Annotated in this window: 11 protein-coding genes; 6 read left to right on the top strand and 5 right to left on the bottom strand. The window is 70.3% G+C overall.

Annotated features, from left to right (window positions below; translation table 11 throughout):
* Positions 1 to 20: 20 nt before the first annotated feature.
* Together ACZ3HL_RS32865 and ACZ3HL_RS32870 are read right to left on the bottom strand one after the other, a co-directional pair.
* The gene (locus ACZ3HL_RS32865; RefSeq protein WP_465535254.1) at positions 21 to 2,405 is read right to left on the bottom strand and encodes a helix-turn-helix transcriptional regulator; all 2,385 of its coding nucleotides are present in this window, start codon (positions 2,403 to 2,405) and stop codon (positions 21 to 23) included.
* Positions 2,406 to 2,453: 48 nt separating this feature from the next.
* Positions 2,454 to 3,050, bottom strand: coding sequence for a QsdR family transcriptional regulator (locus ACZ3HL_RS32870; protein WP_465412891.1), 597 nt, complete (start codon positions 3,048 to 3,050; stop codon positions 2,454 to 2,456).
* A 140-nt stretch (positions 3,051 to 3,190) separates the two neighbouring features.
* Between ACZ3HL_RS32870 and bdeA the strand changes: the two genes are divergently transcribed.
* The 6 genes from bdeA (at position 3,191) to ACZ3HL_RS32900 (ending at position 8,894) form a co-directional block, all read left to right on the top strand.
* Positions 3,191 to 4,048, top strand: coding sequence for a bis(hydroxyethyl) terephthalate hydrolase (bdeA, locus tag ACZ3HL_RS32875; protein ID WP_465535255.1), 858 nt, complete (start codon positions 3,191 to 3,193; stop codon positions 4,046 to 4,048).
* Between the two features lie 59 nt (positions 4,049 to 4,107).
* Positions 4,108 to 4,878, top strand: a complete 771-nt coding sequence (locus tag ACZ3HL_RS32880; RefSeq protein WP_465535256.1) for an ABC transporter ATP-binding protein — start codon at positions 4,108 to 4,110, stop codon at positions 4,876 to 4,878.
* Positions 4,865 to 5,569 (top strand): ABC transporter ATP-binding protein, encoded by a 705-nt coding sequence (locus tag ACZ3HL_RS32885; protein WP_465535257.1) that lies wholly within the window; start codon positions 4,865 to 4,867, stop codon positions 5,567 to 5,569. The genes ACZ3HL_RS32880 and ACZ3HL_RS32885 overlap by 14 nt, the downstream gene beginning before the upstream one ends.
* A gap of 139 nt (positions 5,570 to 5,708) precedes the next feature.
* Positions 5,709 to 6,587: a branched-chain amino acid ABC transporter permease gene (locus tag ACZ3HL_RS32890; protein ID WP_465412888.1), complete on the top strand. Its 879-nt coding sequence runs from the start codon at positions 5,709 to 5,711 to the stop codon at positions 6,585 to 6,587.
* A gap of 1 nt (position 6,588) precedes the next feature.
* A complete protein-coding gene (locus ACZ3HL_RS32895) occupies positions 6,589 to 7,590 on the top strand; it encodes a branched-chain amino acid ABC transporter permease (RefSeq protein WP_465412887.1) in 1,002 nt (333 codons plus the stop codon).
* A complete protein-coding gene (locus ACZ3HL_RS32900) occupies positions 7,587 to 8,894 on the top strand; it encodes an ABC transporter substrate-binding protein (RefSeq protein WP_465412886.1) in 1,308 nt (435 codons plus the stop codon). The genes ACZ3HL_RS32895 and ACZ3HL_RS32900 overlap by 4 nt, the downstream gene beginning before the upstream one ends.
* 256 nt (positions 8,895 to 9,150) lie before the next feature.
* On the opposite strand, the gene fahA is transcribed toward ACZ3HL_RS32900, so the two are convergent.
* The 3 genes from fahA to ACZ3HL_RS32915 form a co-directional block, all read right to left on the bottom strand.
* Positions 9,151 to 10,326, bottom strand: coding sequence for a fumarylacetoacetase (fahA, locus tag ACZ3HL_RS32905; RefSeq protein ID WP_465412885.1), 1,176 nt, complete (start codon positions 10,324 to 10,326; stop codon positions 9,151 to 9,153).
* Entirely contained in the window at positions 10,323 to 11,165 is an 843-nt protein-coding gene (locus tag ACZ3HL_RS32910; RefSeq protein ID WP_465412884.1) for a hypothetical protein, read from the bottom strand. The genes fahA and ACZ3HL_RS32910 overlap by 4 nt, the downstream gene beginning before the upstream one ends.
* Before the next feature lie 80 nt (positions 11,166 to 11,245).
* On the bottom strand, positions 11,246 to 11,779 hold the full coding sequence (locus ACZ3HL_RS32915; RefSeq protein ID WP_465412883.1) for a MarR family winged helix-turn-helix transcriptional regulator: 534 nt from the start codon (positions 11,777 to 11,779) through the stop codon (positions 11,246 to 11,248).
* Between the last annotated feature and the right edge of the window lie 165 nt (positions 11,780 to 11,944).

An 11,944-nucleotide genomic window follows, 5' to 3' on the forward strand; every position in this document is an offset into this window, starting at 1 on the left:
AAGGACGGTTCTAACCGTCCTTACCACTCACGAGCAGTTCGCTCCCCGGCGGTGACGCGGCGCGCGAGCTCCACGCGGGACCGCACCCCCAGTGCCGTGAAGATGTTCCGCAGGTGGTGATCCACCGTGCGATGGCTGATCACCAGCCGCCGCGCGATCTCCTTGTTCGTCTCCCCCGCCGCCACCAGCCGGGTGATGGCGTCCTGCTGCGGGGTGAGCCCGGCGAGCGAACGGTGCGGCGAGTCGACGGTCTCGCCGGTCGCCCGCAGCCCGGCCCTCGCCCGTTCGGCGAAGCGGGCGGCGCCGACGTTTTCGAAGCCCCGCAAGGCATCGCGGAACTGGTCGCGGGCATCGCGGGTCCGGCGGCGCCTTCGCAGCAGAGTGGCGTACGCGAACCGGGTCCTGGCGAGTTCCATCGCGCCGCCCGCCCGCCGGTGCGCTTCGATGGCCAGCCGGAATCGCCGTTCCGCGGTCTCCGGATCCGGCGCGGTCAGCGCGTGACAGCGGTGGCTCAGCGCGAGCCAGCAGGGTTCCGCGCCCGCGAGGGTCCAGCGGTCGAACACCTCCAGCGCGGCCGGCGCGCGTTCGGGCCGCCCGGAACAGACGGCCGCTTCGACGAGCTGCGGCGTGGCCAGCACCCGGATCACCGGCTGGTCGCCGGACACACCCGAGGCGAGATCTTCGAGCCTGCTCAACGCGTCGTCGGGCCGGTCTTCGGCCAGGTCCAGACAGGCGTTCGCCCACGCGGCGACCGCGGCGGGCCTGCCGAGGCCGCGTTCGGCGATCCCCTCGGCCGCCTCGTCCAGCTCCGGTACGCGGTCACCGAGCAGGGCGGCGGCCAAGCCCAGCAACGTCAGATGCTCCATCCGCAGGTTGTGCGGTGCGCGCAGCCCGTCGCGGGACGCCGCCCGCGCACAGGGGAGGCGGTCGAGCGCGATGGCCGAGAGCGACAGGTAGATCAGCGCCCACGGCAGCTCGGCGTGCCGTTTGCCGAGGCGCGCGCGGCTCACGGCCGCTGCCGCGTATTCGTGCGCCCGTTCGGCATGCCCGCGGGCGAAGGCCGCTTCGGCCGCCCAGACGGCCCCGGCGACGTCCGAGCCCGCCATCCCCTTGGCGACGGCGTCCGTCAAGGGAGCGACGGCGTCCTCGTGACGGCCGGCGTAAACCGAGGTCAGACCGTGGAAATGCGCGGAGGCCAGCTCGTCGCCCGCCGGGACGGTCCGGGCGAGGGCCCGGTAGCCGCTCAGGTCACCACCGAGCCTCCGCGCCTCACCCGCCAGCAGGAGCGCGCCCGCCGGATCGGGCAGCAGTTCCGCCGCCGCGCCCAGTTCGTGGGTGGCGACGGCGGGATCGCCGTCACGCAGCTCGATCTCCCCGTGCAGCAACGCCACCGCACCCGGTTCGGTGTCTACTTTGGACAGCAGTAGGCGCGCCCAGCCCGGTCTGCCCGCCTGCCAGGCCGCGTCCGCCGCCGCCAGCAGCCGGGCCGCCCGCGTGGCCGGATCGGCGGTCAGGGCGGCGGCGCGTTCGAGCTGCCTGGCCGCGGCCGCGTGATCCAGCGCCGGTGCCGCGGCGAGCGCGTCCGCGAGTGGCTCGGACGGCGTGGCGGCGGCCATCGCGCGATGCCAGAGCGCGTCGGGCCCCTCCTCGGCGGAGGCCAGCCGCGCGTGCGCCGCCCTGCGGTCGGCCGGGGAAGCCGCCGCGTACCAGGTCGCCTTCCTCGCGGAGAAGTCCATGCAGGTGGCGAGAAACCGCAGACGTTCGTCGAGCCGCATCGCGTCGAGCTCGGCCGCGTAACGAGACAGACGCTCCCGCAGGATCGGCGAAACCGGCTCCCGTCCGGCCGCTTGAGCGGGTGTCAGCGAAGCCGCCAGCGCGACCAGGTCGGCCGGGTTCCCGCCACCCAGTTCGACCAGCTGCGGGCGCACCCCGGCGGGTACGCCGCGATCACGCAGGACCTGATCGGCGGCGGAATCGGTCAACGGCGGAAGCTCGACGGAGTCGAACTCGTCGGATCCGGACCGCGAGGCGAGCACCATCCCGACCGGGGCGCCCGCCAGTCGCCTGGCGGCGAAACCGAGCGCCGCCAAGGACTCCGGATCGACCCAGTGCGCGTCGTCGACCCAGCAGATCGTCGGCGCCGAAACCGCGCCGAGCCGGTCCCTCGTCTCCGCGCCGCCGGAGACCGGCGCGCCGAACATCCGCTGCAGGGCGCCGTAGGGCAGCTCGCTTTCCGCCCGCAGGCCCCGCAGACCGACGAGGCGGACGCCGAGGGTGGCGCGCAGCTCGGTGAGCAGGGCGGATTTCCCCAGCCCTTCCGCACCGCGGACGAGCACGGCGCGGCCGTCAGCCGACCGCAGCCCGCCGAAGAGGTCGTCCCTCCCCCGCAGCGGGTACACAGGCATCGGCGCCTCCTCGAAATCCCTTTCGATGAAACACCAGGCGCAAGTGTTTCACAAGGTCTTGCTCGGCACCCGTCCTTCCACGAGCGCTCCGAGCAGCGTCGACGCCGCTTCGAGATCGGGTGTCCGGGACGCGAGGACGTCCGAGTACAGGAACGCCTCCCCGAGCCGCACGATGGCGTAACAGAGGCTGTCCAAGCCGACCGCGGGCTCGAAGCCGCCTGCCTCGACGTCGCGGCGAAGGAGCTCGACGTGCGCCGCGATCACCCTCGGCTGGACGCGTCCGTCCGGGTCGGTCAGCAGCCTGATCGCCAGCACCGGTTCGTCGTCGAGGAAGCGCCGGAACCCGGTACTCGCCGCCAGCACGGACCGGTACTCGCGCATGATCGAAAGACAGCGCAGTTCACCGGCCGCGTTGCGCACCACGTCGCCCTCTTCGCGCTCCCAGGTGCGCGCGGCGGCCGTCAGGGTGCGCTCGGACAGGTAGTAGAGGGCATCACCGAGCAGGTCTTCCCGGTTGCCGACGCGGCGGAACAGGGTGCTGCGCGAGATGCCCAGATCGTGGGCGAAGGCGGAGGTGTCGACGCGGACGCCGCGATCGATCCACCGCGCCGCTGTGCGGACTATGTCCTCGGCTGAGGGGTTCACGATCGCCGATCGTACGGGCGAGGAGCCCGGCGGGAACGGTCGCGGAGCAAGACTGGCGATTTCACCGATGCAGCGCACTCCGGCCGTTTGCCACAGTCCATCACCACGGACCGTGTTCAACGGCGAACGGAGACGGCACCATGCGTAGTACGACCCGGATCCTTTGTGGACTGGCCACCGTCGCGGCACTCACTGTCGCCCCCGCGGCCTACGCCGCCGAGAACCCTTACGAACGAGGACCCGACCCGACGGAAAGCAGCATCGAAGCCTCCCGCGGCTCGTTCGCGGTATCCCAGACCTCCGTGTCGAGCCTGGCCGTCACCGGCTTCGGCGGCGGAACCATCTACTACCCCACCAGCACCGCGCAGGGCACGTTCGGCGCGGTCGCCATCTCGCCGGGGTTCACCGCGACCCAGTCGAGCATCGCGTGGATGGGCCCGCGGCTGGCCTCGCAGGGCTTCGTGGTGTTCACGATCGACACCAACACGATCTACGACCAGCCCGACAGCCGCGGTGACCAGCTGCTGGCCGCGCTCGACTACCTGACCCAGCGCAGCACCGTCCGCTCCCGCGTCGACACCACCCGGCTCGCGGTGGCGGGCCACTCGATGGGCGGCGGTGGCTCGCTCGAAGCGGCACAGGACCGGCCGTCGCTGCAGGCCGCGGTGCCGCTCGCGGCGTGGAACACGCAGAAGTCGTGGTCCTCGCTGCGGGTGCCGACGTTCGTCATCGGCGGCGAGTCCGACACGGTCGCGCCGGTGGCGTCGCACTCGATCCCGTTCTACACCAGCATTCCCGCTTCGTCGGAGAAGGCGTACATGGAGCTGGACAACGCCAGCCACTTCTTCCCGAACACGGCGAACACGACCATGGCCAAGTACACGATCTCGTGGCTGAAGCGGTTCGTGGACAACGACACCCGCTACGAGCAGTTCCTCTGCCCCGCCCCGGACGACCGCACGATCAGCGACTACCGGAACACGTGTCCGCACGCCTGAGTGTCCTCGGTCCCGGCGCGCCCGCGCCGGGACCCCCTCTCTCCGTTGGGAGTTCTTGCGTGACCCTGTCGACCTTCGAGATGTCCGGCGTGTCGGTGACCTTCGGTGGTCTCGTCGCCTTGTCGGACGTCTCCCTGACCGTCGCGCCGGGGCGGGTGCTCGGGGTGATCGGCCCGAACGGGGCGGGCAAGACCACGCTCTTCAACGTCGCGTGCGGTTTCGTCCGCCCGGACACCGGCGCGCTGACCTGGCGCGGGGCGGAACTGCGGCGGCTGCGCCCGCATCAGCTGGCCGGCCTCGGGCTCTCCCGCAGCCTGCAGGAACTCGGCCTGTTCGACCGGATGACCGTGCTGGACAACGTCCTCGCGGGCGCGGGCAGGCACGCGAAATCCGGCTTCTGGTCCTCGCTGCTGGGCATGACGAAGGACGAGAAGGCGCTGACCGAGCGAGCGATGGCCCAACTGGAGGCGTTCGACATCACCGACGTCGCCCATCGGTATCCCGCGAGCCTTCCGTATCCGGTGCGGAAACGGGTCGCGCTGGCACGGGCGCTGGTGAGCGAACCCGACCTGCTGTTGCTCGACGAACCGGCGGGCGGCCTGTCGTCGGCCGAGATCGGCGAGGTCGGCGCGCTGGTCCGCGGCCTGACCGAACGTATGTCGGTGATGCTCGTGGAGCACCACATGGATCTGGTGATGGGCGTCTGCGACGAGATCGTGGTGCTGGACTTCGGCAGGGTCATCGCCCGCGGCACCCCGGACGAGATCCGCGCGGATCCGGCGGTCCAGGCGGCCTACCTCGGCGAGGAGGTGGCCGGTGCTGACCGTTGAGAACCTCTCGGCGGGCTACGGCCCGGTGCGCGCGCTCGATTCCGTGAGCCTTTCGGCCGAGGAAGGCGAGATCACCGCGGTGCTCGGCGCGAACGGCGCGGGCAAGACCACCTTGTTGCGCACCATCTCGGGCCTTGTGCCGCCGACAGGCGGTGGTATCTCCTTCGCGGGCCGAGACTTGCACCGAGTGTCCACAGAGGACCTTCCCGCCCTCGGGCTCGCGCACGTCCCCGAAGGCCGCGGCGTGCTGGCCGAGCTGACCGTCGAGGAGAACCTGCGGCTCGGCGCGCTCGGGGCACGCGGCCGCGCGACGGCGGCCGATCTCCGCCGGATCTACGACCTCTTCCCCGCCTTGGCCGACCGCAAGAACGGTCTCGCGCACGTCCTTTCCGGCGGGGAACGGCAGATGCTGGTCATCGGCCGCGCGCTGCTCTCCCGGCCGAAGGTGCTGTTGCTGGACGAACCGTCCTTGGGGCTCGCGCCCCGGATCGTGACGCGGATCTTCGGCGTGCTGCGCGGTCTCGTACACGACGAAGGGCTGGCCGTCGTGCTGGTCGAGCAGAACGCGCGCAGCGCGCTGTCCATCGCCGACCACGGCGTCGTGCTCAACCTCGGTCAGGTCGTCGTCCGGCGGGACGCGGCCGCGCTCGTCGCGGACGACGCCCTCCGGCACGCCTACCTCGGATTCTGAAAGGGAGCCCCGTGGACCACACGACCATGTCGCGAAAGCCACTTTCGAGACATCAGACGTCCCGAAAGTGGCTTTCGCGACGCCCCCACGGCTCACCGGTGACCGGCTCGGCGCGTCACCCCCGGAGAAAGGGAGCCCTGTGCAGCAACTGCTGACCACCGCGCTCACCGGCCTGACGCTGGGCGTGGTCTACGCCGCATTCGCGCTGGCGCTCGTACTCATCTGGCGGGCGACGCGGATCGTGAACTTCGCGCAGGCGCCGATGGCGATGATCACCACCTACGTCGCGCTGGTCCTGATCGACGCGGGCTGGTCGTACTGGGCCGGTTTCGCCGTGGCGCTGCTTTCGGGCCTGGTGCTCGGCGCGCTCGTGGAACGGTTCGTGATCCGGTTCGTCTCCGGGAAACCCGAGATCAACGCCGTCATCCTCACCCTCGGGCTGTTCATCGTGCTGCACGCGCTGGCGGCGCTGGTGTTCGGCTCGCGGTACCGGTCGTTCCCGGCGCCGTTCGGGCTCACCGGTTTCCGGGTCGGCGACACGACGATCGCGCTGACCGGGTTCGGCGTGTTCACCATCGCCGCCGTCGGGGTGGTGCTGATCGGGCTCGTGCTGTTGTTCCGCGGCACCGATCTGGGCCTGCGGATGCGGGCCGCCGCCTTCGACCGGGAGGTGGCGCGCCTGCTCGGCGTGCGGGTCGGGCGGATGCTCACCCTCGGCTGGGCGCTGGCCGCGCTCGCCGGTTCGCTGTCCGGACTGCTGATCGCCGGCGGTGGCCTCGTTCATCCGTCCTATATGGACGGTGTGGTGGTGTACGGTTTCGTCGCCGCGGTGCTCGGTGGGCTCGACAGCCCGGTCGGCGCGGTCGTCGGCGGCGTCGTCCTCGGCCTGTCGCTGAGCCTGGTGAGCGGCTACGTCGGCTCGGAACTGGTACCGCTCGCCGCGCTGGCGCTGCTCATGGTGGTGCTGCTCCTGAAACCCGGTGGTCTGTTCGCGAGCGTCCGTGAGCGGAGGGTCTGACATGCCACGCCGCACTCTGCTGATCGCGCTCGCCGCGCTGGTCGTCGTCGTACTGGTCCTGGAAAGCTCCGGACCGTTCCTGACCTCGCAGCTCACCACGATGGCGTACTTCGCGATCGCGGCCGGCGGCCTGACCGTCCTGACCGGGCTCAACGGGCAGCTCTCACTCGGGCACGGCGCCCTGATGGCCGTCGGCGCGTACTCGACGGCACTCCTGCTGAAGTCGGAATTCCTTCCGCTGCCGGTGATCCTGGCGCTGGCGATGGTGATCACGCTGGCGGTCGGGGCCCTGGTGGGCGTCGCCGCGGCCAGGCTGCACGGGCCGTATCTCGCCGGGGCGACGCTCGCGCTCGCCGTCGCGGTCCCCGGGATCCCGTTGTTCTTCGGCGAAGCGCTCGGCGGCGAGCAGGGCTTACCCGTGCGGATGCCGGAGATCCCCGGCTGGCTGGCGGACGCGGCGTACTTCGTCACCGGGCAGGAACTCACGTCGATCCGTTACCTCGCTTACCTTTCGTGGCTCGCGGTGATCGTGGTGTTCGTCCTGCTGGCGAACCTTTCCCGCGGCCGCGTCGGACGCGACTGGCGGGCGGTGCGCGACGAGGACGTGGCCGCCGAACTCGCCGGGATCGACCTCGGCCGCACGCGGGTGCGGGCCTTCGTGGTCAGTGCGGGGTGCGCCGGGCTGGCCGGAGCGCTGATGGCGTTGTCAGCGCGGCTGGCGGCGCCGAGCGGGTTCGCGCTGACGTTGTCGCTGCTGCTGGTGTCCGCGGTGGTGCTCGGCGGGCTCGGGAGCCTGACCGGAGCGCTCGCGGGAGCCGCGCTGCTGACCTTCCTGCCGCCGCTGGTGACCGGCGCGGGTACGGATCTCGGCCTGTCCGACGTGCAGGCCGCGCATCTGGCGCCGTTGATCTACGGCCTGGTCACCGTCCTGATCGTGCTGCTCGCACCCGCCGGTCTCGCCGGCGGGCTGCGGAAACTCATTCACCGGAGGAGAACTTCATGAAACGCTGGACCAAGGCCGTGGCCGTCTTCCTGGCCGTCACGGTCACCGCCGCCTGCGGCGCGGGCGGCAGACCCGAGGGCGAGCAGAAGGGTTCGACGGTCGGCGTCACCGACACGACCATCAAGATCGGGGCGCATTTCCCGCTGACCGGGGTCGCCGCGCCGGGCTACAGCGAGATCCCGAGCGGTCATCAGGCCTACTACGACTACGTGAACGCGAACGGCGGCGTCGACGGCCGCAAGATCGAGTTCGTGGTGAAGGACGACGGCTACAACCCGACCACCACGAGCGCCGTCACCGACGAACTGGTGCTCAAGGAGGAGATCTTCGCGATGGTCGGCGGCCTCGGCACGCCGACCCACAGCGCCGTCGTCGATTTCCTGAACAACTCCAAGGTGCCGGACCTGTTCGTGTCGTCGGGTTCGCTGCGCTGGGGCGACGATCCGAAGAAGGCGCCGTTCACCTTCGGCTGGCAGCCGGACTACGAGATCGAAGGCAAGATCATCGGCGACTGGGTGCGGAAGAACCTGCCGAACGCCAAGGTCGGCCTGTTCCTCCAGGACGACGACTTCGGCCGCGACGGTGAAAAGGGCGCCCGGCGTCATCTCGGCCAGCAGATCGTGGAGGTCGCGAAGTATTCGCCCGGCAACACCGACATCGCGCCACAGATCGCGAAACTCAAGGCAGCGGGCGTGGACCTGGTGCTGGGCTTCACCGTTCCGTCGTACACCGCGCTCTCCCAGCTGGCGTCGCTGAAGATCGGTTTCAAGCCGAAGTGGTTCTACAGCAACGTCGGCTCCGATCCCGCGCTCGTCGGATCACTGCTCGCACGGTTCTCCGAAGGCAAGGTCACCAACGGCGCGTCGCTCATCGACGGCGTGGTCACCACCGAGTACCTGCCCGGCGTCGACGCGCCGGACAACGCCTGGACGAAGCTGTGGCAGAACGTCTGGAAGGCGCACGGCAAGGGCGGCGACCTGACGAACTACCGCATTTACGGGATGGCGCAGGCGTACACGTTCGTCCAGGCGTTGAAGGCGGCCGGGAAGGACCTGACGCGTGAGCGTCTCGTCGAGGTGATCCAGCAGTCCGGGAAGACGTTCGAGGGACCGGGTCTGGCGCCGTTCCGCTACACCGGCGACAGCCATCTGGGCATCTCCGGCATGTCGGTGGTCGAACTCCAGGGCGGCGTCGGCAAGGATCTGACACCGGTCCTGGTGACCGACCTCGGCGAGGCACCCATAAAGGCGGACGACTCCGCCGCGAACGACGGGCCGCCGCCCAACGGGATTCCGGGTAGCTGAACGGTGGGGCGTCGGTACCGGGCGGTGCTCACCGGTCCGTGAAGGCCCCCTTCCCTACCCTCAGAGTAGCGAAGAGGCCCTTCACCACCCCACCTGTGTGATCCCTAGTGACAGAGGGGCAACTTTGACGCCAGGTCTCCGGTCACGGACCATCGGCAACCGGCAGCCTGTCGCGAAAGCCACTTTCGGGACATCAGACGTCCCGAAAGTGGCTTTCGCGACACACCACACTTGCTCTAGCAGCCGCCACGTCGGCTCAGTTCGCCGGCAGAACTCGTCCCCGCACCTCGCCGAACCCGATCCGCGAGCCGTTCGCGCCGGGCGCGGTCCCGGTGATCACGACCTCGTCGCCGTCCAGCAGGAAAGTGCGCTCCTCCCCCTTGACCGTGAGCGGTTCCTTGCCGCCCCAGGACAATTCGAGGAACGCGCCGCGCTGGTGCTTCTCCGGACCGGAGATCGTGCCAGAGCCGTACAGGTCGCCCGTGCGCGAAGAGGCGCCGTTGACCGTCAGGTGCGCCAGCATCTGCGCGGGCGACCAGTACATCTCGCGGAACGGCGGGCGGCTGACCTCCTCGCCGTTCCATTCGATGACCAGATCGATGTCGAGGCCCCACGGGTCGCTTTCCCGCAGGTACGGCAGCGGCTCCGGATCCGTCTGGCCGGGCAGCGGGATCCGCGCGGCCTCCAGCGCCAGGATCGGCACCACCCAAGGGGAGATCGACGTCGCGAAGCTCTTGCCGAGGTGCGGGCCCAGCGGGACGTATTCCCAGGCCTGGATGTCGCGGGCGGACCAGTCGTTGAGCAGGACCGCGCCGAAAACGTGACGGGGGAAGGAATCCGGGGTGATCGGGGTGTTCAGCGGCGTTCCGGTGCCGACGACGAAGCCCATCTCGGCCTCGATGTCCAGCCGCGTGCTCGGCCCGAACACCGGCGCCGCTTCGGCCGGGGCCTTGCGCTGGCCGCTCGGGCGCACGATGTCCGTACCGGAGACCAGGACGGTGCCGGACCGTCCGTGATACCCGACCGGGAGGTGCTTCCAGTTGGGCAGCAACGGTTCCGCGTCGGGCCGGAAGAGCCTGCCGACGTTCGAGGCGTGGTGTTCGGAGGCGTAGAAGTCGACGTAGTCCGCGACCTCGATCGGCAGGTGCAGGGTCACCCGTTCGACCGGGTGGACCGCGCCGTCGGGGACGTCGCCGGAGACCAGGCCGCGGATCCGCTCCCGGACCGCCACCCAGCGGTCGTATCCCTGTGCCATGAACGGGTTCAGCGTCGGCGCGGCGAACACGTCGTCGCCGAGCGCCGCGGCCAGATCGAGAACGGAGTCGCCGACGCGGACGCCGACGCGCGGGGAATCGCCGTCGACGGAGAACACGCCGTACGGCAGGTTGTCGATCCCGAACAGCGAGCCTGCGGGGATGTCGATCGTGGTCATGCCTCTCCTCGGGGCGCCTCGAGCAGGCCGAGTCCGGCCAGTTCGGTCAGGGGGTCGGTGATACTGCAGGTGCCGAACGACGTGAAAGCCGCGCGGAGGGCGGCGACGCGATCCGCGTCCAGCTCCCGGAGCCGTCCGGCGACGACGGCGCCGTCTCGTTCGGCGAGAACGGCTTCGGCGTCGCCATCGGTGAGGGCGGCATCGGTCGCGAGCATCAGGTTGAGGAAGCCGTGCTGTTCGAAGCCGGTCTCCGGGTCGGTGTTGCGGAGGGCGTGGTGCAGCCCGGCGGTGGCCTTGAACGGAACACCCGCCCCGATGGCGGCCCGCACCGCGGCGGCGAGCTCCGCTTCGCCGGGGTACAGATCGGCACGGACGCCGCCAGTACGGAACTTCGCGTGGTGACCGGTGCCGGAAAGGGCGCTCAGCAACGGGAGACGCCGGTCGTCGCGCGGGATCTCGACGAAGACCGGTGCGGTGGCACGGGAAAGCGCGGCGAGCACCTCGTCCGGGCCCATTCCCTCGGGGACGGCGATCTCGAGCGCGTCGAGTTTCACCGGGAGCCTCTCCACGGCGTCGAGTACGCCGTCGAGCTGCGCCGGCCCGCCGGGGAGGGTCACCGAGACCGGCAGCGGGTTCGCCCTGTCCCCCAGCACTCCGGCGAGGTCGCCGAGCGCGGTGGCGGCGATGACGAGCGGGCCGACGAGACCGGCGTACCAGGCATCGAGGTGCTGGTCGTGTGCCGTGACGGCGTCCGGCAAAGGGGCCAGGCCCGGCGGGAACACCGCGGCGTCGTCGCACAGCCCGGCGAAGAGCGCGGGAATCCGTCCGCCGTCCACCATGGTCTCCTCCTCGCCGATTTAGTTCATGCTTTTACTATCTCTGGGGCAGGGTAGTCGGGTCTTCCCTGCGACGGGAAGGCCTACTTGCGGCTCCGGGTGCCGAACTCGGCGCGGCTCGTGATCAGCTTGCCCAGCAGCATCACCAGGATGCGCTGTTCGGTCTCGGTCAGCGCGTTGGTCCAGCCGAATTCGCGCTCGTTGTGCTCACGGAAGACCGAGACCATCTCCTCGTGCCCAGCCTCCGTCAGCGACAGCCGCACCGAACGGCCGTCGTGCTCGTCCGGGACCCGGTGGAGCATCCCCTCCGCGACCAGCGTCTTGACCAGATTCGACACCGCCGCCCGGCTCATCCCGGTCAGCCGGGCGGCACTCGTCGGTTCGAGCGGCCCGGCGAGCCAGACCACGAACAGCAGCCGGAACGCCGACCACGACCGGCCGCGCGGCCGGTGCACCGCGGCTTCGAGGTCGTAGGTCACCAGGTCGGAGGCGCGATTGAGGGTCAGCAGCACCTCGGTCGCCAGCTGGTGCCGGAAGCCGTACTCGTGCGCGAGGCGCCGGTTCGCCAGCGCCACGAACGACCAGAAGTCGAGTCCGGCCGCGTCCACGTCCTCCATCGGCGAACCCTAACCCCGTACCGCGAAAATGGTCAAAGTCGAAACTACTTTTGCGCGGGTCCGCGGCGGTGCGACGTTGCGAAAGCCACATTAGCAACGTTGAAGGTTGCGAAAGTGGCTTTCGCAACCCGCCCCAGCGATACCCCCCCACCAAGACAAGGGGGC

The organism is Amycolatopsis sp. NPDC000009, assembly GCF_055563465.1.